Source organism: Bradyrhizobium icense, assembly GCF_001693385.1.
Lineage (GTDB): Bacteria > Pseudomonadota > Alphaproteobacteria > Rhizobiales > Xanthobacteraceae > Bradyrhizobium > Bradyrhizobium icense.
The window spans coordinates 7,100,673-7,125,700 of sequence record NZ_CP016428.1 but is presented as its reverse complement, the minus strand read 5'-3'; the positions used below and the strand labels follow the sequence as shown (position 1 = coordinate 7,125,700).

Sequence of the window (25,028 nt, the reverse complement as noted above, 5' to 3'; positions counted from 1 at the left end):
AATTACTCGCTCGCCAACGCAATCGCATGAACATGACGGCCGTAGTCCGGCTCCTTCCGGTGCACCGAGCGGCGGTAGCTATAAAAACGCTTGTCGGAATAGGTGTCGACGCCGAGATCGTCGATCATCAGGATCCCGGCATTCTCCAGCCGCATGCGGATGAAGCCGGCGAGATCGAACATCGAATGTCCTGATCGAACCGAGGGGATGAAGAACATGCCATTCTCCGCGTCGGCATCCAGGAAGCGCTCCACGAATTCGCTGCCGACTTCGTAGGAGTGCTGGCGGATCAGCGGGCCGATCGCGACGACGATGCCACTGCGCTCGGCGCCGAGTTTCTCCATCGCGTCGATGGTGGATTCCAGCACGCCGGTCAGCGCGCCCTTCCAGCCGGCGTGTGCCGCGCCGATCACGCGGGCGGTCGGATCGGCGAACAGGATGGGGCCGCAATCCGCGGCGGTGACGCCGATGGCAATACCTTCCGTGCGGGTGACGAGCGCGTCGGCGCGCGGTTTGTCGCCTTGCCAAGGTCCGCTCGCCACCACGGCATCGGGCGAATGGATCTGGTGAACGCTGAGAAGGTGCTCGGGCGCAACGCCCATTTGCTCCGCCATCCGGCGGCGATTTTCCGCGACGCAGGCCGGATCGTCGTTGGAGCCGAGGCCGCCATTGAGGCCTTCGTAAATTCCACCCGATACCCCGCCCGCGCGGGTGAAGAACGCGTGGCGCAGCCCGGGAATGGCTGCGAGCAACGACGATCCGAAGGTCATGCTGCTTCGTCTCCCGGCGCCGGCGGTTCGTCGTTGAGGCCTGCGACCGAGGTAAGATTGGGCTCGGTAACCGCAAGCACCTTGAACATCGATCCCATGCCGCCGCGGCCGCTGTCGGTCAGACGCTTGAGCGCGGCGGAAATATCGGCGGACACTTCCGGCGTGGTTTTTGCCATCAACGTAACAGCCCGGGTCTCGATGCCGAGCCGCTTGAGGAACTCGCCCTGCGTTACCGGGCCATGAACGCGCGCGCCGACGTCTTCCGCCGCGCGCGCCAGCGCCTGGAAATCGACATGGGCGGTGACGTCGGCCTGTCCCGGATTTTTCAGGGGATCAGCGAAGCTGTGGCGAGCGATCGCCTGGAAGGTATCGCCGGCGTCGCTGCGCAGATGGCCGTAATCGACGATCAGTGCCGCGCCGTCCTGGTCGCGCACCCGCGCCGCAATCTTCATCATCTCGGTATCCGGCCGCCATTCGAACACGGCGCCGAGGGGAGCGGCGCGCACCAGCGGCGGGAGCAGAACTTCGAAGCGCGGCATCGGCTCGTCCGCGGCGGCGAATACCAGCTTGCCATCATCGTCGAGCTTGACGACGCGCTCGTGCCAGCCGGTTTCGCGCTTGACCACCTGATGGATCGGCAGCACGTCGAAATATTCGTTGGCGAGAATGACCGCGGGGCCCTCAGGCACGTCGTCGATGCTGTCATGCCAGGTGATGTTGCGCGCGCCCGATAGCGTCGCCTGCTGCTTCTCGCGCAGCACCGGATTGATCTCGACGAGATGGATCTGGAGCGATTGATAGAGCGGCGGCAGCACCCGGACCGCGCGAAGCGCGTCCGCCATCATGGTGCCGCGGCCCGGGCCGAGTTCGACCAGCCGCAGCATTGGCGGCGAACCGATCGCCTTCCACACCGAGGCCGTCCATAGACCAAGCAGTTCGCCGAACATCTGGCTGACCTCGGGCGCGGTGGTGAAATCGCCCTCGCGGCCCAATGGATCGCGCGACACGTAGTAGCCGTGCTCGGGATGCATCAGGCACAGTTCCATGTACCGCCAGACCGGCATCGGTCCTGACGATCTGATCAGCTTGTGGATCTCCGACTCTAACGGCGAAAATTCGGTCACGGCCTGCCTTAAATCGACTTCTCTATATGCTGCGTCTCGCGGCGCCATGCCATCATGATCAGGATGGCCCCGGCAATGATCATTGGTACTGACAACAACATACCCATGGTCAGCCCGCCCCACAAAAATCCGAGCTGGGGATCGGGTTCGCGGAAGAATTCGCTGGTAATGCGGGCAAGGGCGTAGATGGCGATGAAGCTGCCGAGGATCAGGCCCGGCCGCTTCAGCGCGCCCATCCGGACCATGACCGCCAGCACCGCAAACAGCAGGATGCCCTCCAAGCCGGCCTCGTAGAGTTGGCTGGGGTGGCGCGGCTCCGGCCCTCCGTTGGGGAACACCATCGCCCAGGGCACGCTGGAATCCGTCTCCCGGCCCCAGAGTTCACTATTGATGAAGTTGGCCAGCCGCCCGAGGAACAGCCCGATCGGCGCAACCGCAGTCGTGATGTCGCCAAGCGACAGGATCGGGATGTTGTTCAGGCGGGCGAACAGCATCACCGCAGCGACACAGCCGAGGAAGCCGCCGTGAAACGACATGCCGCCATTCCACAATTGGAAGATCTCGGCCGGATGCTGGATGAAGAAGATGGGATTGTAGAACAGCACGTAACCGGTGCGGCCGCCGAGGATGATGCCGATCGTGACCCATAGAATGAAGTCGTCGAGCTGCACCAGCGTGATCGGCGCTGGCCCGCCCCATCGTCTTTCGTTCTTGAGCAGCGAGCGCGCGTAAATCCATCCGAGCACGATGCCGCCAATATAAGCCAGCGCATACCAGCGGATCGCAATAGGCCCGATCGAGAAGGCGACCGGGTCGAATACCGGAAAAGCGATGGTGAGAACGGGCATCGGGCGGAAGGTCTATTGCGTGAGGTTGCGGCGATAGAGCGCCAGCAGACGCTCCCAGTGCCGCTCGGCAGCATCGCGATGATAGACCGGCCGCTTCGGGAAGGCGAAGCCGTGATGGGTGCCCGGGTAGATCTCGACCTCGTTCTTCGTGCCTTCCATTGCCTGCTTCACCTTGTCGATGATCTCCTGCGGCGCGTAGATGTCGGTCTCGGCGCAGGCGAAATAGAGTTCAGCCTTGGTCTTCGATGCAGCCAGATGCGGGCTGTCAGCCTGGTCGGTCGCAAGATGGGTGCCGTAGATGGAAGCCGCTGCCTTCACACGGTCCGGAAAATGCGTCGCCGCGTTGACGGCGTAGCGGCCACTCATGCAGTAGCCAACCGTGCCGACGATCTTCGTATTCGCTGCGCTCTGCGTCTCTGCATAAGCGAGCAGGGCCTTGGTGTCCTCCATCACCATGGGAATATTGATGGAGTTCATGAAGCCGAACATCCGCTTGCGCTCGGGCGCTTCCGGATCGGGTGGGATCGGCCCCAGCTCCATGACGCCGGAACGGTAGTACATGTTGGGCAGCATCACGTAATAGCCCGACGTGCCGAGCCGCCGCGCCATGTCGCGCAGCTCCTCGCGAATGGCCGGCGCGTCCATGTAAAAGATGATGACGGGAAAGGGACCGCCGCGCTCGGGGTGGGTGATGAAGGTTGTCATCTTGCCGTCCTTGGTCGCAATATCGATCTGCTGGTCGATCATGGGCGCTTCTTTTTGCTTGTGATTCTGGTGCCTGGCTGGGTGTTCGATACGATTGCAAGGAAACCGCAGCATGACAAGGCGAACGGCCGTCACGTTGGCGTTGAACCGCGCTCTTGAACGTTTCCCTTGGGATTGCCATTGTCTTGTCGTGACAATCAATTTGCAGCGACCGGAGCGTTTCAGATGACCCAGACCAGCAATCGGTTTTTCGACGAGATCGGCCGTTTGATGAACGACGCCGCCGGCGCCGCTCAGGGCGTCAAGCGCGAGGTCGACACGGTCATGCGCAATCAGGCCGAGCGCATCCTGCGCGATCTTGATGTCGTCAAGCGCGAGGAGTTCGACGTGGTCAAGGACATGGCTCGCCTGGCGCGCGAGGAGAACGAGGCGCTCAAGAGCCGGATTGCTGTCCTGGAAGCCAAGCTCGGAATTGCGCCGGCCGCCGGCAGTTTGGCAGACGGGTAGAGGATTTGCCAACCCTCCCCTGGAGGGGGAGGGTCGGCTCACATGGAGCGCAGCGAACTGTGAGACGGGGTGGGGTGATCTCTCCACTCGGGCACGGATCGAGGGATGGACCGTCACCCCACCCCGCCGCTTCGCGTCGACCCCCGAGCGAGCTTCGCTCGTCCGGACCCCTCCAGGGGAGGGTAATAACCGCAGAAAAATCCCTTCATTTCCTTGTCATTTCGCCCCTTTGGGGCTAAAAGCCCGCCACGTCCGCAGCCCCCGCACCCCTGGAGGCTTGCTGTCGGACGCCAACGGGCCGCGATGCGGCCTTTAACTTTTTGAAAACAAGGACTTAACACGATGGCGACCGTCAAGGAATTGAAGGCGACCGCGCGTCCGAAGAGCGGCAAGGGGGCCGCCCGGGCAGAGCGTCGCGCCGGGAGAGTGCCCGGAGTGATCTACGGCAACAACCAGCCCCCCGTGACCATCTCGGTCGACGACAAGGAACTGCGCCAGCGCATCCTGGCCGGCCGCTTCCTGACCACGCTGTTCGATATCGATCTCGAAGGTAAGAAGCACCGCGTGATTCCGCGCGACTTTCACCTCGATTCGGTGAAGGACTTCCCGCTCCACGTCGACTTCCTGCGGCTCGGCGAAGGCGCGACCATCCGCGTCAGTGTCCCGCTGCACGTCGTGAACGGCGAAACCGCGCCCGGCGTCAAGCGCGGCGGCACCATCAACATCGTCACCCACACCATCGAGCTCGAATGCTCGGTCGACAATATTCCGCAGTACATCGAGGCCGATGCCGGCGCACTGGAAATCAGCTACTCGCTGCATCTGTCCGACATCAAGCTGCCGAAGGGCGTGAGGTCGCTGTCGCGCGAAGACGCGACGCTTGTGACCATCGTGCCGCCGTCCGGCTACGCTGAAGAGCAGAAGGCTGCCGCGGCTGCTGCGGCTGCAGGCACCGCTGCTCCGGCGGCGGGTGCTGCGGCTCCGGCTGCTGCCGCACCTGCGGCAGGTGCTGCAGCTCCGGCGGCGGCCGCTAAGGCGCCGGCGGGCGGCGACAAGAAGAAGTAAGCAGCGGCAGGATGCCGCGTCATGCGCCTGTTTGTCGGTCTCGGTAACCCCGGTTCGAAATACGCGAACAACCGGCACAACATCGGGTTCATGGCCGTCGATGAAATTGCGCGGCGTCACGGTTTCGCACCGTGGCGCCGCCGTTTTCAGGGCGAGACATCCGAGGGCACGCTCGATCGCGAGAAGGTCGTCCTGCTGCGGCCGACCACTTACATGAACGAGTCCGGGCGCGCGGTTCAGGAAGCCGCAAACTTCTTCAAGCTCGGTGCCTCCGACGTCACCGTGTTCCAGGACGAACTCGAACTGCCGCCGGCGAAAGTCCGCGTCAAGGTCGGCGGCGGTATCGCCGGCCATAACGGGCTGCGCTCGATCACCTCGCATATCGGCAACGAATATCGCCGGGTGCGGCTCGGGATCGGTCATCCCGGCGTCAAGGAGCTGGTGCACAGCCACGTGCTCTCGGATTTCGCCAAGAGCGACCGCGCCTGGGTGGAAGCCCTGTGCGCGGCGGTTGCCGACAACGCCGGTCTGCTGGCCGCAGGGCATGATTCCTCGTTCGCGAACAAGGTGCATCTGGCGCTGCAGGCTAAGGGATTTTTCGACAAGGGTGATGATGGCGCGACGTAACGCGTTGTCGACCGTCAGCAACGAACTTCAGGACACGCAATGGGATTCAAATGCGGTATCGTTGGCCTGCCCAATGTCGGCAAGTCGACGCTGTTCAACGCGCTGACCGAGACGGCAGCGGCGCAGGCGGCGAATTATCCGTTCTGCACCATCGAGCCCAATGTCGGCGAAGTCGCCGTGCCTGATCCCAGGCTCGACAAGCTGTCGGCGATCGCAGACTCGGCGCAGATCATCCCGACGCGACTGACCTTCGTCGATATCGCAGGGCTGGTGCGCGGCGCTTCGAAGGGCGAAGGCCTCGGCAACCAGTTCCTCGCCACCATCCGCGAGGTCGATGCGGTGGCGCACGTGGTGCGGTGTTTCGAAGATTCCGACATCACCCATGTCGAAGGCAAGATCGCCCCCCTGGCCGATATCGAGACCATCGAGACCGAACTGATGCTCGCCGATCTCGACAGTCTCGAGAAGCGGGTCGATAACCTCGCCAAGAAAGCCAAGGGCAACGACAAGGACGCCAAGGAAGCGCTCGACCTCGTCAATCGCGCATTGGTGCTGCTGCGCGAAGGCAAGCCGGCGCGGGCACTAGAGCGCAAACCGGAGGAAGAGCGCGCGTTCGGCATGCTCGGCCTTCTGACGTCGAAGCCGGTGCTCTATGTCTGCAACGTCGAGGAAGGTTCGGCCAAGGACGGCAACAGCTTCTCAAAACAAGTGTTCGAGCACGCCAAGAAAGAAGGCGCGGTCGCGGTGGTGATCTCGGCCAAGATCGAATCCGAGATCGCGACCCTGTCACGCGAGGAGCGCGCCGAATTCCTCGAGACGCTGGGGCTGGAAGAGGCCGGCCTCGATCGCCTGATCCGCGCCGGCTACCAGTTGCTCGACCTCATCACCTATTTCACCGTCGGTCCGAAGGAAGCCCGCGCCTGGACCATCCACCGCGGCACCAAGGCGCCGGCTGCGGCCGGCGTGATCCATACCGATTTCGAAAAGGGCTTTATTCGGGCCGAGACCATCGCCTATGCCGATTACGTCGCGCTGGACGGCGAAGCCGGCGCCCGCGATGCCGGCAAGCTCAGGCTGGAAGGCAAGGAATACGTCGTCGCTGATGGCGACGTGATGCATTTCAGGTTTAATACGTGAGAAATTGGGTGCCGCGGATGTGGATCCCGTAGGGTGGGCGAAGGCGCATCGCGCCGTGCCCACCATCCTTCCATCAGTGCGAGTGAATGATAGGCACGCTACGCTTTGCCCACCCTATAATTCTACAATTCCCGCGCCGACTACCGCATCCCGCCCTGATCGCGGATCGCGCCGAGATGCTCGTTGATGCGGAAGACGATCAGAATGAACTCCGCGGCGATGCGCGAAAACACCACGCCGACCACGACGCCGGCGATCGAGGACAACAGCAGGATGAATCCGCCGAACGGGCTGATCGCCATGGCGGCAAGCGCCGAAAAAATTCCGGACAGGCCGAACAGCACGATCAAGCCGATGACCAGCCAGTAGAAAGTCTTGATGATCGTGGGCGTGATGAAGCGGTCCCACTGAAACAGATCCTGGAAATCGAACATCGATGGTTCTCCGGCGAGTCAAAAAACTGGTCCCAGATGGTACAGGGCTATCCCCGAAAATTGCTTCGGGCAAGTCAGGGCGAGCGCCGCGGACGGTACTCGCCACCGGCGAACGAGCCATGCGGGTGGGCGGGTTGAGATTGCTGCAAATAACGGCCACAATCGGGCTTCCCCGCTACAATCCTCAATCCAAATTCTCAATCGATGACCACGCTGACCTTCGAAGACTTCACGCCCGGCCATTTCGGCACGTTCGGCCCGCGCCACGTCACGCGCGAGGAAATTTTGGCGTTTGCCGCCGAATACGACCCGCAACCGATGCATCTGGACGAAGCTGCTGCCAACGCGTCGATGCTGAAGGGGCTGTCCGGTTCGGGCTGGCATCTCGGCTCACTCATGATGCGAATGCTGTTCGACGGCTTTATTGGCCGCACCGCCTCGCTCGGCTCGCCCGGTGTTAACGAAATGCGCTGGCTGGCGCCGCTGCGCCCGGGCGACGATCTGACGCTGGATGTCAGCGTCGCGGAGGCCAGGATTTCGAAGAGCCGGCCCGAGACCGGCATCGTGACCTTCAAGGGCACGATCCGCAACGCGGCCGGGGTCGTGCTGTGCGAGATGGAGTCCCCGATCATCGTGCGGCGGCGCCTTGAAGCGGGAGCGGAGTAGCGATGCGTTTCTTCGAGGACATCGAGATCGGCGCGCGGCGCGAGTTCGGCTCGTTTACATTCACCGCCGAAGACATCAAGAGGTTTGCCGCGCAGTTCGATCCGCAGCGCTTTCACCTCGATGAGGAAGAGGGGCGCAAATCACTGTTCGGGGGGCTGGCCGCGTCGGGCTGGCACGTCGCGGCGGTGTGCATGAAGCTCCTGGTCGCCGACGGCAAGCGATTGACAGCCGAGGCCGCCGCACGCGGTGAGAAGGTCGCGGTGTGGGGGCCGTCGCCGGGTTTTCGTGAACTGCGCTGGATCAGGCCGGTTTTGGTGGGCGACACCGTCAGCTTTTCCAACCAGGTCGAAACCAAGCGGACCTCGGAGAAGCGTCCCGAATGGGGCATCCTGCAGGCCCGCAATACCGGCACCAATCAGCGCGGCGAAGTCGTGTTCTCGTTCCTCGCCACCGCGTTCGTGCCGCGGCGGAATGCGGGTTAATTGTAGCCGGATGAGCCAACGGGTCACGCGAAGGCGCGCCCGATTGCTCATCCGGGCCACGCGCTCCATCCGGGTTACGCGCGCCCGTCCGGCGAAACATGGTTAGCCAATTGTTTCGTTAGTGCTTCGTAATCCACGACTCCACGAAACCGTTTTTTTGCTAACGCATTTTGAACTTTCTGCCTGCCAAATGCGTCTCAGGGGAAGTACCGAGGGGATGAACATGGCAGATCGCAGCAGCCTGAAATTCGTCGGCTTTGTCTTCGCAACCGTCACGCTGGCGGTGATGCTGACCGCCACCATGGTGGTGAAATCCTATGCCGACGGTGTCTACACGATCGAAGATACCGCGTTCGTCCGCCAGTAGTTGCGGATCGGGCAGCAATCAGCGCTGAAGCAGTTCAGCGGCTCCAGATCAGCGTCATCGCCACGACCGCAAGCGTCAGCAGTCCGACGAATCGGATCACGAGCGTGCGCATGCTATGCGGCGATTGCCGCAACGGCATTGAATCCATGTTGTCTGGCTGAACGTTTTGCATCGCCGGTGTGTCCCCAAAAGGTGCCTGCCGCCACGTGACGACATCCGTCGTTGGACGCGACCGTGCTTATAAAGTTCAGATCGAACACAGCCAAACAAAACCGCCGCGCTCCTGTACGGAACGCGGCGGAGTGTCAGATTTTTGCAACGATCGGGATCAGGCGTTGCGCAGGCCGTCGGCGGCGCGCTTCCACTGCGTGACGTTGTCGGCGATCATGCGCGTCGACTTCATCGCCGCCTGGCTGAGCTGGGCATAGCCGGAGATCTCGCGCTGGACGCGCTGGCCTTCGGCATGCAGGAGGTCGCGGAGGCTTTCGAGTTCGGAAATCAGCTTCTCGATTTCCGCCAGCGAGGTACCGGCGACGCGCTGGATCAGCGAGTTGACGTTGTTGACGGTCGCTTCGGCATTGGCATCGAGCGGCGCGGTATCCGGGGCCACCGCGGGCCGGCGCAGATAGGCGATATCGTTGCGAACGAAATCGCGGATTCCGGCCTCGACTTCGGATACGGCGGCGAGATCGCCGTCGACTTCCGGGGTGGAATCAACTTCTTCGGAACGATTGATGGCGTTCATCGGCTATTCCTCTGTTTCGCTTTCAGGCGAGCGCGGACAGTCCCCCGCACGACGAAGTGGAGCGGTCCCATCTGTCCTGCCGATTTTGGCCGCATCTTGGCCAATCTGCGGCAATGGTCGTTCATTCTCGCGGGCGGTGCGCTCGAGGCCGGAAAGCGCGTCAAATTGGGACGACTTCGGCCCTCACCAGCTACGCCTGAAGCCCGCGTTGAGGCTCGTGTTGGCGCCGCCCGAGGGCATTTCGCCGATCGAGCCGGAGATGGTGACGCCATCGAACAGCTTCTGCTCGGCGCCGACCTTGCGCAGCCACTTGTCGTCGGATGTCGATAGCGTCTGGCCGGCGATCAAGCTGGTGCCGGTCTCGGCAATGCTGAGTCTTGCCGACTGGTCGGTCTCGTAGCTGCGTGCTGGATGGCTGACGATGCCGGGCACCGGCACGATGCCTTGCTGGATCAGGTTGTAGTCGTTCTTCAGGGTCAGCGAATATTGCTCGCTGATCGGCAGCGATTTGCTCAAGGAGGTGCCGAACTTGCTCTGCTCGGATCCGGGATCGACCCGGGCCTCGACCGCGGTCGTGTCCCAGATCGAGGCAACGCCGGGGGCCGTGATCGCAGCCCACGCAGTACCGGACGATTGCGGCAGGCTGCCGCCATTGGCGAGTCTTTCGGAGAGCAGCTCGGATGTCGTCGCGATGCCTTGTCGTGCGACCGTCATGTCGGCGCCGATCCGCGTATCCCAGAACGGTGAGATGGATTGCTTGACCGACACCGCGGAGGTGCCGTTCGGCCTCTCATTGGCGGACCATGAGGCGTCCGCGCTGGTAGCGCCTTTCGACGCGTTGCTTCCCTTCGGCGCCGGGCCGGTCAGCGTCGATGCATCGACATTGAGCTGGCTCCAGTCGAGCTTTTCGACGTCGATGTCCTTCATGATGTCGGCATCGTTGACGCTGGGAGCGACCTCGGCTTCTTCAGCCTCCTGCATCTCCGGCTCGTCGTCGGCCGGCGGCGTTTGCGCCGCCACAGCCAATATCGAAGCCAAACTTGCGCCGGCCACCAGCATTGGCAGCCGCGCCCAGCCAAATCGCATTTTCGGAATCATTGCCCGCCCGCATTCCAAGTCGCGCCAAGAATGCGTTTGTTTTAGTGCGAAATTATGACCGGGTTCTCGTCACGGCATCTGTGAGCTACACCGCCATCCGCGGCAGGTGAATCGGGTAGCCCACGGTCTGCTCGACCAGATCGAAGGTGTCGACCAGCACGCGCAGATTGGTCAGGCGCCCCGCCTTGAACTGGGCGAAATGGGCGATCCGCAGGCTGATCGGCTTGTTCGAATCCAGCGCGGTCAGCGAATAGCGCATCATCGAGGCGGCTGAATCCACTCCAAGCATGATCGATTCGCGGTCGAAGCGATGGACGCGGAAATTGTCCGCGATCTGCCTGATCACTTCCATCACGGCCGCCTTGCCGCGGCGCGAGCCGAAGAACGGATACATGTCGATCGGTCCATAGATCGCCCAGTCGACTTCCTCGTCGAGCAGGGCTTCGAGATCGGCGGGCTGGCGTTCATTGATCGCACGATGCAACGCGCGCGAAAAACGCCAGAGACTATGCTCTGTCATTTCGATTAGGTCCCTGAAACTGGATTTCAAAAAACGGCAATCGCGCCCAATCGGGCGTCTTCATCGACGCCGGGCCGAAATGCCGAACTTCACTGTTGCAGCCAGAAATAGAGCAGTTTCGCCAGAATACAATTGTCGTTTTTGCAATGCACAAATGCGACTGTTTTGGCCGAATTATCGGTCGCGACCGTGCACCGGCTTGCGCTCGATGGCGATCTCGGCGTCGCGAATGGCGAGGATGGCGAACAGCAGGGCACAGCCGATGCCACCGATCGCGGCCCCCAGCGGCATGAAGGTGAAGAACACCAGCATGCCGCTATAGCCTTCAAAACTCGTGGTTTTGAAGATTTCCACCCAGGCGAGACCCGCCCCGATGCCCAGTGCCGCGCCTCCCAGCGCCCCCAACGCCAAACCAAGCAAAGCCAGTAACGCGATCTTCATGGGGTGTTCTTGTCCGCAAAAATCCTTGTGATGTGTCGCGGACAGCGCGGTGAGGTTCAATGGCGCGGGGAAATTGGGGTGTCCTTCCGGGGCGCACGAAGTGCGAACTACGGTGCGCAATTGCGCATCGTAGTTCGATGATTTGCATCGCCCCGGAATGACGCCGATGGCTAATCGCTAAATCGGCTACGGCCTTCTACCGGTCAGGATCGCAGCGACGTCGCGTTCGAGCAGTTGCTGGACCAGATCGAAGGTGTCGATGATTTCCCTGATTTGGCTGATCTTGCCGTCGCGCAGCGTGTAGAAGCCGGCGATGTCGAACTGCACCATGCGCTGGTTGATGCTCTTGCGGAAGAACACGCGGATGAAGGCGGCGGCCTTGTCGCCCTCGACGACCAGGATCGGCACCTCGCAGCGTAGTTCGGAATAGCGGGCGCGCACCGCGTTCCACATCTCGCGCATTTCGGCCTTGCCGCGGCGATGGCCCATATGCGGCAGGATGTCGATCGGGGCGTTGGCGAGGGATTCGATGTCGTCGGTGCAGCGCTCCAGCGCGCCTTCGACGTCGCCGGAATACAGGACCTCGAGAAAATCCAGCACGCGCTGACGATTTGATCCGTCGGTCATTCGTCGCTCCCCGCCTGTGTTCGACCCGCACGGCCCGATTCGTTATGAAGGGAGCGGCGGCGGGATCAACAGCATAAGGACCTACAGTATCTGACGCGGTGGTTTCCAAAAGGTTCATTGCCGTCCGCGGTGCGGCGACGCCGCGATGCGCGCCGGGGCCTGACGCTCTCCGCACTCCGCTTCCGGCACCGCGTTGCTGGTCTGCATGTCGATCACGAACCTTGCCTTGTCATGGCACCGGCTTTTGCGGCCGGCGACAATGCATGCCGCCGTTATCAGCGGAACGATTTCGCCAAGGCCAGTGTTGTCCTTTCCGTTGATGACGGAGACTATAATGACAAAGACCGCGCCTCCGATTCCCCGGGACAATCAGAGCCCCAAGGGCCCCGGTAGCGCGCCCCGCGTGCCCCTCGACACCACCAAGGGCCATCGCGACGACGAGAAGAACAACATCCGCGAACAGGCCGGGCACGGCAATCTGACGCAGAACACCAGCCACCGGCGGTCGGGGTGAGGGGAGCGGTGCTGCGGCATTCTCGGTGTCGTCCCTGCGAACGCAGTGCGAACGCAGGGACGACACCGAATGCGCCTCACGCTCGCTCTGCATTTCAAACAGCACCAAACCTCCCGCAGCGCCATCCGCCCGAGATTTGCAGTTTCGCTCGCCCTCGAAATCGAAGAGGGCGCAGGGAAAGCCGAGGGAAAGCCGGGTGCCCAAACACCGCAGTCGTGCGCAAAAATGCACACGGCGGACTGCAGGTGCGCCGGAACACCCGTTCGCGAGCGCGCGAAGCGCACCGAAAGTCACCTCACCCCGCCTCTTGCGAGGTCGAAACGAGCGAAGCTCGCTCTTGGAGGTCGGCGCGAAGCGCCGGGTGAGGGCCCTCGCCACGCGCTCCAGCGCTTCAGCGTGACACATGTCACGGCAATCCCGCCCGTGTTTGGGCAGGCTGGCGCTCATGACCGTCCTCGCCGAGGACTTTCTCCGGAGCCGCCGCCATGATCGCCATCGCCGCCCCGAAATCATCCCTCCAGAACCGCGTCGAAGGCTTTGCGCTCACCGCCATCTTCCAGGGCTTTCCGACCTTCGCCGCCGCCGCGCTGCTGCTGAAGCTCTCGCATCATCCGATCGCCGGCGGCGCGGTGCTGTTCGTAGTCGCCGCCTCGATCTTCCACGGCCTGTTGACGCCCTGGCTCGCGCCAAAATTTCCGAAGTTTTTCAGGAACAGCTACGAGCCGCTGTTCTTCGATGCCAGCCTGTCGTTTTCCGACAAACTCGCGCAATGGCGCGCGCAGCCGACGGTGTCGCTGCAACTGGTGACGAATGTGATGATGCTGTCGGTGCTGGCGGTGGCGAGCGGGCGGTAGGTTTCCGCGTGTCATTCCGGGGCGAGCAAAGCTCGAACCCGGAATCTCGAGATTCCCCGATGCGCGTTGCGCATCTGGGGTCTGGTCCTTCGGACCATCCCGGAATGACAAAGCATCATTGGTCGGCAGCCAGAAACTCCAATGCCTTCTCACGGGTAGGAAAGCGGCCCAGTTCACGATAGTCAGGGTCGTGCTCGGCCGTTTCGGGCGACCACAACACGACGAACTCTTTGCCCTCTTCTTCAATCAGCGTGGTCAGTTCCTCGCTTTCATAAGGCGTCATATCTCGCGCGCCGCAATGCGGGCAGGTGTCGTCGCACATGCAGGACCATTCATCAGCCCATCGGCGTCTGCAACGGTCGCATTTGTAGTGATTTAGAAGCCACGCCATGGCCAGCCTCCCTACTGCCGCAGACGATAATTCCCGCGCGAAACGAATTCAATAAACCCGCGATCCCGCAAATATTGAAGCTGTTGCCGAATCTTCGGTCTGACATTCTGGTTGCCGGGATAGAGATCGCCGAGGTGCCGTTCGAACGCGTAGACCTCGTCAAGCGTGAAGTCTCGCTTGCCGAGCGATTCCACGCAGTTCATCACGTCCAGCAACCAGCCGCGGGTTTCCGGAGATTCATTTCTGAGGAAGAGTGTCTTCTGCCAATCGGCGAGAACGAGTTCTTTCGCGCGAACGACGCTGTTCTGGACGATGTGTATTTTTCCGGACTCTGGAATTCGGCTGAGCAGGATGTTGGAGCCGATCCAGCCGGCCCGTCGCGCGGTGGAAGCCAACGGCTTACGTTCCTCGATGATCTCACGAACGAAGAAGTGCTTTGGCACGATGAGCAGGTTCACGACCGCAAGCGATTTGAGGTCGTAATTCATCAGAAGCAGATTCGGATTATTGCTGGCGGCAAGACGTTCGCACTTGGTCTTGAACGCGCCGTCGACGACTCGCGTTCCGAACCTGCCTTTCTGGCTCTTGAGTTCGAATTCCTCTTTGCAGGCGCGAATGCGCGCCCGATGGCTGGCTCCGCGACGAAGCAATCCAGAGCCAAGAAGCTGGATCGCTTCGCTAGGCTCGCAATGACGGTTAGTTGCAGCAGGCTCATCCAAGAGCTGGCACGGCGAATCCTACCTCTTCTTCCACCCGCCCCGATGCCCCGGCGCGCCGCCGCTCGATCGCGGCGCCGGCCCGAACTCCGGCCCTGATTGTCGCGAGTCGGTCGGCTGGAAGATTTTGCTGCCGCTGCCGATCGCGGGCTTGCGCGGTTTGGCGCCGCCGGGGCGGTAGGGCAGGGATTCGGGGCCGTGCATTTCGTCGAGGTGGGGTTTGTGGACTTTGGAGGTGGAGGGACCGCCGCTGCGGCTCACCCCGCCCCGACCGCCTGCGGCGGTCGACCCTCCCCCTCCAGGGGAGGGTGAAGAGGCGCGGCGCTTCTTCATCGCGGATGTCGGCAAGTTGGCCGCCTCGCCGTATTTCTTGGTGCCGGCATACGCGCCGGCCTTGCCTTGCACGGCGCGTTGTTTGGCGGTGGGATCATCGACCACCGCCATCTCCGTGGCGCGGAGGCGTTTGACTTCGTCGCGGAGTCTGGCGGCTTCCTCGAAGTTCAGATCGGCGGCGGCTTCGCGCATCCTTGTTTCGAGGTCGTTGAGCACGGCCTCGAAATTGTGGCCGATCGAGATGACGTCGTCGGCCATGCCGCCGTCGCCGATCTCGACCAGCACGTGGTCGCGCTCGTAGACGGAGTTGAGGATGTCGCCGATCGATTTCTTCACGCTCTCCGGCGTGATGCCGTTGGCCGTGTTGTATTCGACCTGCTTTTCGCGGCGGCGGTTGGTCTCCGCAATCGCGCGCTCCATCGAGCCGGTCATCTGGTCGGCGTAGAGGATCACCTTGCCGTCGACGTTGCGCGCGGCGCGGCCGATGGTCTGGATCAGCGAGGTCTCGCTGCGCAGAAAGCCTTCCTTGTCGGCGTCGAGGATCGCGACCAGCGCGCATTCGGGAATGTCGAGGCCCTCGCGCAAGAGGTTGATGCCGACCAGCGCGTCGAACGCGCCGAGGCGAAGATCCCGGATGATCTCGATGCGTTCGATGGTGTCGATATCCGAGTGCATGTAGCGGACGCGAATGCCCTGCTCGTGCAAATATTCGGTGAGGTCTTCCGCCATGCGCTTCGTCAGTACCGTGATCAGCGAGCGATAGCCCGCGGCAGCGGTCGCGCGGACCTCGCCTACGAGATCGTCGACCTGGGTGCGCGCGGGGCGAATGTGGACCGGCGGATCGATCAGGCCGGTCGGGCGGATCACCTGCTCGACGAACACACCGCCGCTTTCGTTCAGCTCCCAGCCGCCGGGCGTCGCCGACACCGCGACCGATTGCGGGCGCATCATGTCCCACTCCTCGAACCGCAGCGGGCGGTTGTCCATGCAGGAGGGCAGGCGGAAGCCATACTCGGCCAAGGTCGCCTTGCGCCGAAAATCGCCGCGGAACATGCCGCCGATCTGCGGCACGGTGACGTGGCTTTCGTCGGCGAAAACAAGCGCGTTGTCGGGCACGTATTCGAACAGCGTCGGCGGCGGCTCGCCGGGGCGGCGTCCGGTGAGGTAGCGCGAATAGTTTTCGATGCCGGCGCAGCTTCCCGTCGCCTCCATCATTTCGAGGTCGAAGGTGGTGCGCTGCTCCAGCCGCTGCGCTTCCAACAGGCGGCCCTGGTTGTTGAGTTCGTCGAGCCGCAGCTTCAGCTCGGACTTGATCGACTTGATCGCCTGCACCAGCGTCGGCCGCGGCGTCACATAGTGCGAGTTGGCGTAGATCTTGATGAATTCGAGATCGTCCTGCTTGTGGCCGGTGAGCGGATCGAACTCCTCGATGTTTTCCACGGTGTCGCCGAACAGGTTCACGCGCCAGGCGCGGTCCTCATAGTGCGCCGGGAAAATGTCGATGACGTCGCCGCGGACGCGAAACGTGCCGCGGGTGAAATCGGCCTGCGTGCGCTTGTACTGCAGCGCCACGAGGTCGGCGATCAACTGCCGCTGGTCGATGCGTTCGCCCTTCTTCAGCGCAAAGGTCATCGCGGTGTAGGTCTCGACCGAACCGATACCGTAGATGCAGGACACGGAGGCCACGATGATGACGTCGTCGCGCTCCAAGAGCGCGCGCGTCGCCGAGTGGCGCATGCGGTCGATCTGCTCGTTGATGGAAGAATCCTTTTCGATGTAGGTGTCGGTGCGCGGGACGTAGGCCTCAGGCTGGTAGTAGTCGTAGTAGGAGACGAAATACTCCACCGCATTGTCGGGGAAGAAGTTCTTGAACTCGCCATAGAGCTGGGCGGCGAGCGTCTTGTTCGGCGCAAGGATCAGGGCCGGGCGCTGCGTCGCCTCGATCACCTTGGCCATGGTGTAGGTTTTTCCGGAGCCGGTGACGCCGAGCAGCACCTGGGTGCGGTCGTTGCGGTTGACGCCTTCGACCAGTTCGGCGATCGCGGTCGGCTGGTCGCCCTTCGGCTGGTATTCGGACTTGATCTCGAAGCGCACGCCGCCTTCGGATTTCTCCGGGCGCGGCGGCCGGTGCGGCGTCCAGACTTTGAGCTGGCCGTTATCGCCGCGAAATTCGGGGCGGCCGTCGCGGATCAAGCTTTCCAGCGCATCGGCAGTCGCTTTGACGCCGAGCGCTTCCATCTTGTTGCGCGGCGGGCGAGCGAGGGCATCCTCGTCGTCTTCGGCGGTCGGCAGGCCGAGTTGGCGCGCGAGTTCGGGGTCGAGCGTGGGGATGGTGGCCGCGGTGCCGTAGTTGGCTTGGGGGGCTTCGTCGAGGCCGCGTCCGGCATCGCGTGTTGCGAGGTCATCGCCCGTCCCCTTTGTCGAAGCGCGAGCGCGATGCGCCGCCGCCTCGCCGCCGGCGCGGCGATCCCAGGAATTGTCGGGCGGAGGCTGCAGGCCAGTGCCTGAACCCGTGCCGGCATCGCCGCGGTTGATGGCGGGATTGAGCAGTTCCGCCAGCGCCGGTCCGATTGGTTGCACTTCGGGCCGGTGCGCCTTGGATCTCGGGGTTTTGCCTGATTTTTTGGGAGCGTCCGGTTTCTTCGCCATGCGGCGAATATGGGACGAGTCAGCCGGTGAGAAAAGGGCAAATGGCCGCGCGAAAGCGCGCGCTTCCGCCTGTCAGCAGATGTCAGCAAGACCGCAATTGGGAACCGTCGTGCGCCTCAGACGTGAAGATCGCCATTATCCGCTCTGGCCGGCGTCGCCTTGACGATATCCAGATGAATCCCGCCGCAGCGCGTGCAGCGCATGGTCCAGTACTCGGCACCGGCGCGGCCGGGGATGATACGCAAGACCGCCAGCGCGGCCGAGCAATCCGGGCAGGTGGACAACACCGGCGTCGCCTGCAGGGTCTGTTCGGGAACGGGTATCGAGATTCGGCCGGCCGGCACGCTTACCGATTCGTGAACCGCGGCATGAAGCGATCGATATGGGCTTTCGCATCCGCGATCGCCGCTTCCGGATCCGACCAGGCGAAGCCGACCTCGAGCGTCGGAAACGCCATGCCATCGATCACCACCGGCTCCTGGTCGGCCCGTTGAATCCTGGCGTGCCATAGCCCTCTCCCTGCTTCGAACGACTGAATTTCAAAGCCGCCGTAGATCATGGCGCGTCCCCCGGAATTGCGCATGGCGCGAGCAGAGCACGGCGCAGCGGAGGCAGATGTGAAGGGGTTCACATGTCGCGGAGTTTTTCGGTGGCGTCGTCCCGGTCGGCGTTCCCCGGATGCTGCGCAGCGCCAACAGCGCGTTCACGCGCGTCTTCGACGCGCTATGCCTTGCGGCGTGATGCGCTGCTGTTCCGGGGTCCATCGGTTCGGGCGAGAGTCGTGGGTCCCGGCTCCGTGGAGCAGCGTTTCACGCTGCACCGCGTCCGCGACACGAGTGCTCAGCGTCGGGAAGCAATATGATCCGCGAGCACCACGGCATCGTCGCCGACGCCGGACAGAAACGAAGAGTTCATCTTCGACAGCCATTGCAGGCCGAGGAAGTACAGGCCCGATACGGCTGAGATGCCGTTGCGGTGAACCGCTTCGCCGCGGGCGTCGAGGACCGGGATATCGATCCAGCCGAAATCGACGCCGTAGCCGGTGGCCCAGACGATCGAGGAGATGCCTTCCATGGCGAGGTCGAGGCGCGTGAGCGGCGCGGTGACGCAAGGAGGGTCGGGAAGCGTGGCGCGCGCGCCGGGTTCTTCCGGCAAGTCCAGGCGGCGCCGTTTCACATATTCATCGACGGTATCGAGGAAGGTGGTGAAGGCGATGTCGCCGTCGCCAAGGCTTTTGTCAAGGCCCGGCGCGATGTCGAGCACGCCGTCATGTGCGCCGTCGAGACGTCCGAGCAAGATCACGCCGCGGGCGGCGAAGTCGCGGAAATCGATGTTGCGGCCGCCATAGGCACCCGAGATCACCGGGCCGAGCCGCGCGGGCCCCCGCTCCTCCGGCGTGATCTGGTCGAACTGCATCTCGGCCAGCCACCAGATCAGGTCGCGGCTGCGGTAGCGGCGCGGCAGCCGGCGATGCCGTCCGACCGAGAGATAGACGCGTCGGCCGCCCTCAATTAATTCCTCGGCGATCTGCGCGCCGGACGCACCGGCGCCGGCCACCAGCACCGCACCGGGCGGAAGCTGTTCGGGATTCTTGTAGTCGGCGGCACACACCTGAAATACCGGGTGATCACGCAACAGGTCCGGGATGACGTTGCGCTGATAGGGGCCGGTGGCGACCACGACATTGTCGGCTTCGATCGTGCCGTCCGTGGTCTCGGCGATGAAGCGTCCGCCGTCGCGCTGCGCCAGCCGCGTCACCGCGACGCCGCAGCGGATCGGCGGCGCGACGAAATCCGCATAGGCCTCGATGAATTTGATGATGGTGGACGTGTCCGAAAACCCATCGGGATCGCTGTGCGGAAACGGAAACTCCGGCAGCCGCACCGACCAGTTCGGAAACTGGAATTTCAATCCGTCCCAGCGTTCACTGCGCCAGCGCTCGGCGATCCGGTGGCGCTCGAGCACCAGATGCGACAGTCCGCGCTGCTTGAGGCGGTGGCTCATCACGAGGCCGGCCTGGCCGCCGCCGATCACCAGCGTTTCGATCTTCTCATCCGGCATGTCTATGGCCCCTGCGGCGCGCGGCGGGCTCGGCTGCCGCGCGAATGATCCAGCGCCGGAACGCGGCGAAATCGCGCTGGGCGGTGCTGAAGCCGCGATAGACCAGATACCAGCGCATGCCTTTCGGCACACTTAACGCAAACGGCGCGACCAGCCGGCCGGCGGCGAGGTCGTCGTCGATATAGGGCCGGATGCCCATGGCGATGCCGAGGCCGTCAACCGCGGCCTGCAGCGCCTGGCCGTAAAATTCGAACTCCGGCCCGCGGGCGCTGATGCGGGCGGTGCCGGCCGCTTCGAGCCATGACGGCCAGTCGTCGGGCGAATGCGCCACGCGCAGCAGCGCCGGGCCCTTCAGGTCGCCGGGACGTTTGAGCGCGTTGGCAAGGCGCGGCGCGCAAACCGGAAGCAGATCCGCGGCAAATAACGGCTCGGCGATCAGGCCGGACCATTCGCCGCCGCCGAGCTTGATGCCGCAGCTCCAGTCCTCGCCGAACGGCACCGCAGCGCCGCCGGTGGTGATGCGGACGTCGATGTCGGGGTCTTCCTTGCGGAAGTCCGCCAGCCGCGGGATCAGCCACTTCATCGCAAAGGTCGGCCCGACGCCGATGGTCAGCACGCGCACGCTCGAGGGTGCGGTCACCTGTGCGGTCAGGCTCGCCAGCGCATCGAAGATCGGTGTCAGCCCGTTCTGGTAGGCGCGCCCGGCGGCGGTGGTGACGAGGCGGTTGGCCTTGCGCTCGAACAGCGCAACCCCCAGCCGCTCTTCCAACAGATGCACCATCCGGCTGACGGCAGCCGCCGATACGTTGAGCTCGGCGCCGGCCGCCGCAAAGCTGCCGGTGCGCGCCGCGGCTTCGAACGCCTTGATGCCGTTGAGAAAGAGCAGCCGCCGCACTTAACCCTCAGGAAAACTGATGCCAGTGCAAGATAACTCAGTTTGCGCAGGCGCGACAAGCGAGGCACAAGGGAAGAAGGAGGTTTCCCAATGACGCCGCTGATGATCGCAGCCCTCGGTGCGTTGATGGTCGCGACAGCCTTCCTGTCGGGGCTGTTCGGCATGGCCGGCGGGATGATCCTGATCGGCGTACTGTTGATGCTGATGCCGCTGCCCACCGCCATGGTGCTGCACGCGATCACGCAGATGGCCTCCAACGGCTGGCGCGCCTTTCTGTGGCGGGCGCATATCCGCTGGCGGCCCGTGTTCGTCTATCTGATCGGCTGCGCGCTCGCGCTCGGCGTCTGGTCGCTGACCCGCTACGTGCCGGACAAGCCGATTGCTTTGCTGTTGCTCGGGGCCACGCCGTTCATGGCGCGGCTGATGCCGAAGAACCTCAAGCCCAATCCGGACAGCATCTGGCAGGGCTCGTTCTACGGCTTCATCTGCATGGGCCTGATGCTGATGACCGGCGTCTCCGGCCCGCTGATGGATACGTTCTTTCTCGGCGGCAATTTCGGCCGCCGCGAGGTGGTGGCAACGAAGGCAACCTGTCAGGTCGCGAGCCACCTCACAAAGCTCATTTATTTCGGCGGCATCGTCGATCAGGCGGCGACGCTTGATCCGGTGCTGGCTGCGGTTGCGGTCGCGGCCTCGATGCTCGGCACCACGCTGGCGCGGCGCATCCTGGAAGCGATGAGCGACGCGCAGTTTCGCACCTGGGCGAACCGGCTGATCACGACGGTGGCCGGCTATTACATCCTCTACGGAAGCTGGCTGCTGCTGGTTCGCGGCTCGGTTGCTTCCTTCTGAAGGGAGAGGGCGGATGCCGGATGCTGCAGATCCCCTGGTGCTCGACTTCGTCGAATGGATCGCCCACGAGCCGCGGAATTATGCGGAAGTGGTTGCGACCTGGCGGACCTCGTGTCCGCGCCTGACAATCTGGGAAGACGCGTCCGATCGCGGCTACGTCGTGCGCGAAACCATCGCCGGAACCGGATTGATGGTGACCGTCACCGCATCAGGCGAAAAGTTGCTGCGGGAACACGGCCGCATCGGCCCGCTGCAACGCTAGTCCCGCGTCATCACATTTCCGCGCTACGCCGTCGGCCTGCATTGACTTGGGGCACCGGCCCGATCAAATTCATGCAATCGCATCTTTCTTGCGAAAAACAAGAAATCAACGCACTGCAAGGATCGCCCCATGATCGACCTCCATTACTGGACCACGCCGAACGGCCACAAGATCACAATGTTCCTCGAGGAGACCGGGCTGGCTTACAAGATCTTCCCGGTCAACATCGGCAAGGGCGAGCAGTTCAAGCCGGAGTTTCTGGCGATTGCGCCGAACAACCGGATCCCGGCGCTGGTCGATCACGCGCCGAAGGGCGGCGGCAAGCCGATTTCGATCTTCGAATCCGGCGCGATGCTGCTCTATCTCGCCGAGAAGACCGGAAAGTTTCTGCCCGCCGATCTCTACGGCCGTTATGACGCGATCCAGTGGACGTTCTGGCAGATGGGCAATCTCGGGCCGATGGCCGGACAGAACCATCACTTCTCCAACTACGCCCAGGAGAAGATCAAATACGCCATCGACCGCTACGTGAACGAGACCAACCGCCTCTACGGCGTGCTCAACAAGCGCCTGGCGGACCGCGAATTCATCGCCGGCGACTATTCGATCGCCGACATGGCGAGCTATCCCTGGGTGGTGCCTTACAAGAACCAGAGCCAGAACATCGACGATTTCCCGCATCTGAAGCGCTGGCTGGAAACCATCCGCGCGCGGCCGGCGACCGAGCGCGCCTATGCCAAGGCGAAAGAGGTCAACCCGAATTTCGGCCAGCCGGTGAACCGCACCGAGGAGGAACGCAAAATCCTGTTCGGCCAAACCGCGGCGGTGGTGCGGTAGGGCAGGGTCCGCGGCGTACGCACCCATGGGCACGCGGGGCGCCGAAGCCCCCGTGTCCATCTTCCCGGCGCGATCGGCTGGGATTCTACCCACATCCCGGATATCCATCCGAAAGACACATAGGCAATATCGGCGAAGCGCAGCCGAGTTCAGATGACATCCCGGACATCTGTGGTTATCGGTCCCTGCGTTCGCACGACGGTGACAGAGGGATTGCTTTGTCGCTTGCGCTCCTCGCATTGACGGCTAGGCTGGTAATCATCTTGGAACGGTCCAGCATGCCACTCAAACTCTACGAACTCGTCGGCACCGATCCATCCCGTCCGTTCAGCCCGTTCTGCTGGCGCACGCGGATGGCGCTGGCGCATAAGGGGTTATCAGCGGAAACCATTCCCTGGTGCTTCACCGAGAAGGGCGCCATCGCGCCGCATGGCTCGGAGAAGGTGCCGGTGCTGCTCGACGGCGGCAGCGCGGTGGTCGATTCCTGGACCATCGCCAATTATCTCGAAGACAGATATCCGGACCGGCCCTCGCTGTTCGGCGGCGAGGGCGGTCGTGCCATGGGGCGGATGCTGAACTGGTGGGGCGACGGGGTGATCGGCGGCATGTTTCCGCTCATCATCGCCGACATCCCGCTCAACCTGAAGCCGGAGGACGCTGCCTACTTCCGCAAGACGCGCGAGGCGCGCTTCGGCAAGAAGCTGGAAGAGATCATGGCAAGCCGCGACCAGGCGGTCGACGGCTTTCGCAAGAGCCTCGATCCGCTGCGGCTGACATTGCGGACCCAGCCTTTCCTCGGCGGCGCGGCAGCGAACTATGCGGACTACATCGTGTTCGGCGCGTTCCAATGGGCACGCGTGGTCAGCCCGTTCAAGCTGCTGATGGAAGACGATCCGGTCTATGCCTGGCGCGAGCGGTTGCTCGACGCGTTCGACGGCACCGCGCGGAAGTCGCCGAGCTATCACGCCTGACGTCGGCGCTGCGCGTCATGAGCTTCGTTGGCCTAAAACAGGCAGCAATGATTGCGCGCCTGTCCGCGCTATCGCCGAGGCTGTAAATTAGTTCTATCCGATAACGATGTTAGCCATGACGTAAAATCGAGGCGTAAGCTGATTCCCCTGGTGGCCGTTAGGGGAGACGCGTCATGACCGATCTTGAGGCCAAATTGGAGCGGTTTGAGACTCTCGCTGCCGAATGCGAATTGATCAGCAAGTTGACGTCGGATGGGGCAAAGCGCGAGCTATACCTGCGCCTCGGCTTGCACTACCGCGAACTGGCCGGCGACATCCGGACGATGGTTGCGACCAAGGACGCCGCTTAGCCGGCCGGGACGGAGCCGGTAGCAGGATCCTGGCCTGGCGCTAGTCGCCGTGATGGAGCGGCGGCCGGCGTTCGAGCCACGCATCGATGCGTTCGCCCAGCGCGGCGGGCACGTAACTCTCCGTCATTGCGAGGAGCGATAGCGACGAAGCAATCCATGCCTCCGTGGCGCGCTATGGATTGCTTCGCTTCGCTCGCAATGACGGTTGCTGGCGGTTTCGCGTTAAGGTCCCACGCTCGCGCAGTATCTCGAGTACCGCAACGAGGTTCGGCACCACAGCCGCGCATCGTGCGCGGGACTCCTCCGTCGGCGTCGCCATGTCGGGCACCATGATGGTAATCGCGCCCGCGGCGTGCGCGGCGGCCACGCCGTGGTTGGAATCCTCCACCGCGACGCAAACCTCCGGCTTCAGGCCGAACCGCGATGCCGCAAGCAGATAGAGATCGGGGCTCGGCTTGCCGCGGGCGACGTCGTCGCAGGTCAGCAGCGTTTCGAAACGGTGGCGGATACCCGCGAGCTTTAGATGCGCATCCGCCGTGCGCAGCGACGAGGAGGTGACGATCGCCATCGGACATTCGGCCGCCCGCAGCGCATCCAAGAGTTCGATCGCGCCGCTCTTCAGCGGCAGGCCTGCGCCGAGAATTTCATCGCGGTTGCTGACGAAGGCACGGCTGACCTCCGCAAGCGGAAAGTCTGCCCCGTAGCGCGCATGCAGCAGGGCCTCGCACTCCGGGCCGGGCAGGCCGACCATCGCCTGGCACAGCGTCACGGCGTCGTCGGTGTAGCCATGCGTGGTGAGTGCCGCGACCAGGCTGTCGAAATAGACCCGCTCGGTGTCGAGCAGCGTGCCGTCCATGTCGAGCAGGACGGCGCCGACGTCCCATTTGCCGCTCACGCCGCACCCGCGCCGGTGCGCTGGCCAGCGAGTTTGCGCAGGCAGTCCGGGCATAGACAATCGCTGCCGTCCACCGGCATCGGCAGGCGGAACGCCTCGTCGTTGCACCAGCAGGGGCCAGACGGGTTGCAGCCGAAATCGTCGCCGCAGCCTGCGCAGGCGAGGCGGCGCGAGCGCGCATTTTCCAAACGATTTGTCATCAACGAGGCTGAATCCTGACGAGGAATTAATCCCGGGTTCACGCCGAAGCGCGTTATACTTCGGCACTATACGCCCGGAAAAACT

34 protein-coding genes are annotated in these 25,028 nt (G+C 63.3%); 14 read left to right on the top strand and 20 right to left on the bottom strand.

The features are described 5' to 3' along the window. Positions 1–2 precede the first annotated feature (2 nt). The 4 genes from pgeF to LMTR13_RS33015 form a co-directional block, all read right to left on the bottom strand. On the bottom strand, positions 3–770 hold the full coding sequence (pgeF, locus tag LMTR13_RS33030) for a peptidoglycan editing factor PgeF (RefSeq protein ID WP_065731407.1): 768 nt from the start codon (positions 768–770) through the stop codon (positions 3–5). Next, entirely contained in the window at positions 767–1,834 is a 1,068-nt protein-coding gene (locus LMTR13_RS33025) for a class I SAM-dependent methyltransferase (protein WP_418219818.1), read from the bottom strand. The genes pgeF and LMTR13_RS33025 overlap by 4 nt, the downstream gene beginning before the upstream one ends. Positions 1,835–1,902: 68 nt before the next feature. Continuing rightward, positions 1,903–2,742: a prolipoprotein diacylglyceryl transferase gene (gene lgt / locus LMTR13_RS33020; protein ID WP_065731405.1), complete on the bottom strand. Its 840-nt coding sequence runs from the start codon at positions 2,740–2,742 to the stop codon at positions 1,903–1,905. Between the two features lie 12 nt (positions 2,743–2,754). Beyond that, positions 2,755–3,489 carry a dienelactone hydrolase family protein gene (locus tag LMTR13_RS33015; protein ID WP_065731404.1) on the bottom strand — a complete coding sequence of 245 codons (735 nt, stop codon included), beginning with the start codon at positions 3,487–3,489 and terminating at the stop codon, positions 2,755–2,757. Positions 3,490–3,672: 183 nt separating this feature from the next. Here LMTR13_RS33015 and LMTR13_RS33010 point away from each other — a divergent pair, with 183 nt between their 5' ends. The 4 genes from LMTR13_RS33010 (at position 3,673) to ychF (ending at position 6,783) form a co-directional block, all read left to right on the top strand. Further along, positions 3,673–3,954 carry an accessory factor UbiK family protein gene (locus tag LMTR13_RS33010; RefSeq protein WP_065731403.1) on the top strand — a complete coding sequence of 94 codons (282 nt, stop codon included), beginning with the start codon at positions 3,673–3,675 and terminating at the stop codon, positions 3,952–3,954. Positions 3,955–4,296: 342 nt separating this feature from the next. Next, a complete protein-coding gene (locus LMTR13_RS33005; RefSeq protein ID WP_065731402.1) occupies positions 4,297–5,019 on the top strand; it encodes a 50S ribosomal protein L25/general stress protein Ctc in 723 nt (240 codons plus the stop codon). Between the two features lie 21 nt (positions 5,020–5,040). Further along, on the top strand, positions 5,041–5,646 hold the full coding sequence (gene pth, locus LMTR13_RS33000; protein ID WP_065731401.1) for an aminoacyl-tRNA hydrolase: 606 nt from the start codon (positions 5,041–5,043) through the stop codon (positions 5,644–5,646). Positions 5,647–5,685: 39 nt separating this feature from the next. Beyond that, the gene (ychF, locus tag LMTR13_RS32995; RefSeq protein ID WP_065731400.1) at positions 5,686–6,783 is read left to right on the top strand and encodes a redox-regulated ATPase YchF; all 1,098 of its coding nucleotides are present in this window, start codon (positions 5,686–5,688) and stop codon (positions 6,781–6,783) included. A 140-nt stretch (positions 6,784–6,923) separates the two neighbouring features. Here the strand turns inward: ychF and LMTR13_RS32990 are convergent, their stop codons facing one another. Further along, complete coding sequence (locus LMTR13_RS32990) at positions 6,924–7,217, bottom strand: DUF4282 domain-containing protein (RefSeq protein ID WP_065731399.1); 294 nt, start codon at positions 7,215–7,217, stop codon at positions 6,924–6,926. A 204-nt stretch (positions 7,218–7,421) separates the two neighbouring features. Here LMTR13_RS32990 and LMTR13_RS32985 point away from each other — a divergent pair, with 204 nt between their 5' ends. From LMTR13_RS32985 to LMTR13_RS42020, 3 genes are all read left to right on the top strand, one after another. Then, on the top strand, positions 7,422–7,883 hold the full coding sequence (locus LMTR13_RS32985) for a MaoC family dehydratase (RefSeq protein ID WP_065731398.1): 462 nt from the start codon (positions 7,422–7,424) through the stop codon (positions 7,881–7,883). Between the two features lie 2 nt (positions 7,884–7,885). After that, positions 7,886–8,365: a MaoC family dehydratase gene (locus tag LMTR13_RS32980; protein ID WP_065731397.1), complete on the top strand. Its 480-nt coding sequence runs from the start codon at positions 7,886–7,888 to the stop codon at positions 8,363–8,365. Between the two features lie 223 nt (positions 8,366–8,588). Continuing rightward, positions 8,589–8,732, top strand: coding sequence for a hypothetical protein (locus LMTR13_RS42020; protein ID WP_197520957.1), 144 nt, complete (start codon positions 8,589–8,591; stop codon positions 8,730–8,732). A gap of 34 nt (positions 8,733–8,766) precedes the next feature. On the opposite strand, the gene LMTR13_RS41410 is transcribed toward LMTR13_RS42020, so the two are convergent. From LMTR13_RS41410 to LMTR13_RS32955, 6 genes are all read right to left on the bottom strand, one after another. Further along, positions 8,767–8,904 (bottom strand): hypothetical protein, encoded by a 138-nt coding sequence (locus LMTR13_RS41410; protein WP_156795883.1) that lies wholly within the window; start codon positions 8,902–8,904, stop codon positions 8,767–8,769. Between the two features lie 156 nt (positions 8,905–9,060). Continuing rightward, entirely contained in the window at positions 9,061–9,477 is a 417-nt protein-coding gene (locus tag LMTR13_RS32975) for a hypothetical protein (protein ID WP_065731396.1), read from the bottom strand. Positions 9,478–9,660: 183 nt separating this feature from the next. Then, positions 9,661–10,563, bottom strand: coding sequence for a hypothetical protein (locus tag LMTR13_RS32970; RefSeq protein ID WP_236843215.1), 903 nt, complete (start codon positions 10,561–10,563; stop codon positions 9,661–9,663). Positions 10,564–10,660: 97 nt separating this feature from the next. Beyond that, entirely contained in the window at positions 10,661–11,095 is a 435-nt protein-coding gene (locus tag LMTR13_RS32965) for a nuclear transport factor 2 family protein (RefSeq protein ID WP_065731395.1), read from the bottom strand. 174 nt (positions 11,096–11,269) lie between these two features. Beyond that, positions 11,270–11,536, bottom strand: coding sequence for a hypothetical protein (locus LMTR13_RS32960; protein ID WP_065731394.1), 267 nt, complete (start codon positions 11,534–11,536; stop codon positions 11,270–11,272). A gap of 186 nt (positions 11,537–11,722) precedes the next feature. Further along, positions 11,723–12,163 carry a nuclear transport factor 2 family protein gene (locus LMTR13_RS32955; protein WP_065731393.1) on the bottom strand — a complete coding sequence of 147 codons (441 nt, stop codon included), beginning with the start codon at positions 12,161–12,163 and terminating at the stop codon, positions 11,723–11,725. A gap of 334 nt (positions 12,164–12,497) precedes the next feature. On the opposite strand from LMTR13_RS32955, the gene LMTR13_RS32950 reads away from it, so the two are divergent. Then, entirely contained in the window at positions 12,498–12,677 is a 180-nt protein-coding gene (locus LMTR13_RS32950) for a hypothetical protein (protein ID WP_197520956.1), read from the top strand. 485 nt (positions 12,678–13,162) lie between these two features. Continuing rightward, complete coding sequence (locus tag LMTR13_RS32945) at positions 13,163–13,531, top strand: hypothetical protein (protein WP_065731392.1); 369 nt, start codon at positions 13,163–13,165, stop codon at positions 13,529–13,531. A gap of 115 nt (positions 13,532–13,646) precedes the next feature. Here LMTR13_RS32945 and LMTR13_RS32940 read toward each other — a convergent pair whose 3' ends face one another. The 7 genes from LMTR13_RS32940 to LMTR13_RS32910 form a co-directional block, all read right to left on the bottom strand. Continuing rightward, on the bottom strand, positions 13,647–13,853 hold the full coding sequence (locus LMTR13_RS32940) for a hypothetical protein (protein ID WP_236843214.1): 207 nt from the start codon (positions 13,851–13,853) through the stop codon (positions 13,647–13,649). 80 nt (positions 13,854–13,933) lie between these two features. Continuing rightward, entirely contained in the window at positions 13,934–14,572 is a 639-nt protein-coding gene (locus LMTR13_RS32935) for a DpnI domain-containing protein (RefSeq protein WP_065731390.1), read from the bottom strand. Between the two features lie 87 nt (positions 14,573–14,659). Next, positions 14,660–17,620 (bottom strand): excinuclease ABC subunit UvrB, encoded by a 2,961-nt coding sequence (uvrB, locus tag LMTR13_RS32930; RefSeq protein ID WP_083219324.1) that lies wholly within the window; start codon positions 17,618–17,620, stop codon positions 14,660–14,662. A gap of 116 nt (positions 17,621–17,736) precedes the next feature. Beyond that, a complete protein-coding gene (locus LMTR13_RS32925; protein WP_236843213.1) occupies positions 17,737–17,964 on the bottom strand; it encodes a hypothetical protein in 228 nt (75 codons plus the stop codon). 2 nt (positions 17,965–17,966) lie between these two features. After that, the gene (locus LMTR13_RS32920) at positions 17,967–18,179 is read right to left on the bottom strand and encodes a hypothetical protein (protein ID WP_065731389.1); all 213 of its coding nucleotides are present in this window, start codon (positions 18,177–18,179) and stop codon (positions 17,967–17,969) included. A gap of 281 nt (positions 18,180–18,460) precedes the next feature. Beyond that, positions 18,461–19,681: an NAD(P)-binding domain-containing protein gene (locus LMTR13_RS32915; RefSeq protein ID WP_065731388.1), complete on the bottom strand. Its 1,221-nt coding sequence runs from the start codon at positions 19,679–19,681 to the stop codon at positions 18,461–18,463. Beyond that, positions 19,671–20,576, bottom strand: a complete 906-nt coding sequence (locus LMTR13_RS32910) for a LysR substrate-binding domain-containing protein (RefSeq protein ID WP_065731387.1) — start codon at positions 20,574–20,576, stop codon at positions 19,671–19,673. The genes LMTR13_RS32915 and LMTR13_RS32910 overlap by 11 nt, the downstream gene beginning before the upstream one ends. 90 nt (positions 20,577–20,666) lie before the next feature. Between LMTR13_RS32910 and LMTR13_RS32905 the strand changes: the two genes are divergently transcribed. From LMTR13_RS32905 to LMTR13_RS42015, 5 genes are all read left to right on the top strand, one after another. Then, the gene (locus LMTR13_RS32905; protein WP_065731386.1) at positions 20,667–21,428 is read left to right on the top strand and encodes a sulfite exporter TauE/SafE family protein; all 762 of its coding nucleotides are present in this window, start codon (positions 20,667–20,669) and stop codon (positions 21,426–21,428) included. Positions 21,429–21,441: 13 nt separating this feature from the next. After that, the gene (locus LMTR13_RS32900) at positions 21,442–21,690 is read left to right on the top strand and encodes a hypothetical protein (RefSeq protein WP_065731385.1); all 249 of its coding nucleotides are present in this window, start codon (positions 21,442–21,444) and stop codon (positions 21,688–21,690) included. Positions 21,691–21,819: 129 nt separating this feature from the next. Continuing rightward, positions 21,820–22,527: a glutathione binding-like protein gene (locus LMTR13_RS32895; RefSeq protein WP_065731384.1), complete on the top strand. Its 708-nt coding sequence runs from the start codon at positions 21,820–21,822 to the stop codon at positions 22,525–22,527. A gap of 278 nt (positions 22,528–22,805) precedes the next feature. Further along, on the top strand, positions 22,806–23,498 hold the full coding sequence (locus tag LMTR13_RS32890; protein ID WP_065733159.1) for a glutathione S-transferase family protein: 693 nt from the start codon (positions 22,806–22,808) through the stop codon (positions 23,496–23,498). A gap of 173 nt (positions 23,499–23,671) precedes the next feature. After that, positions 23,672–23,848 (top strand): hypothetical protein, encoded by a 177-nt coding sequence (locus tag LMTR13_RS42015; RefSeq protein ID WP_197520955.1) that lies wholly within the window; start codon positions 23,672–23,674, stop codon positions 23,846–23,848. Between the two features lie 172 nt (positions 23,849–24,020). On the opposite strand, the gene LMTR13_RS32885 is transcribed toward LMTR13_RS42015, so the two are convergent. Continuing rightward, positions 24,021–24,743 carry an HAD family hydrolase gene (locus LMTR13_RS32885; protein WP_065731383.1) on the bottom strand — a complete coding sequence of 241 codons (723 nt, stop codon included), beginning with the start codon at positions 24,741–24,743 and terminating at the stop codon, positions 24,021–24,023. After that, entirely contained in the window at positions 24,740–24,943 is a 204-nt protein-coding gene (locus LMTR13_RS32880) for a cysteine-rich CWC family protein (RefSeq protein ID WP_065731382.1), read from the bottom strand. The genes LMTR13_RS32885 and LMTR13_RS32880 overlap by 4 nt, the downstream gene beginning before the upstream one ends. Between the last annotated feature and the right edge of the window lie 85 nt (positions 24,944–25,028).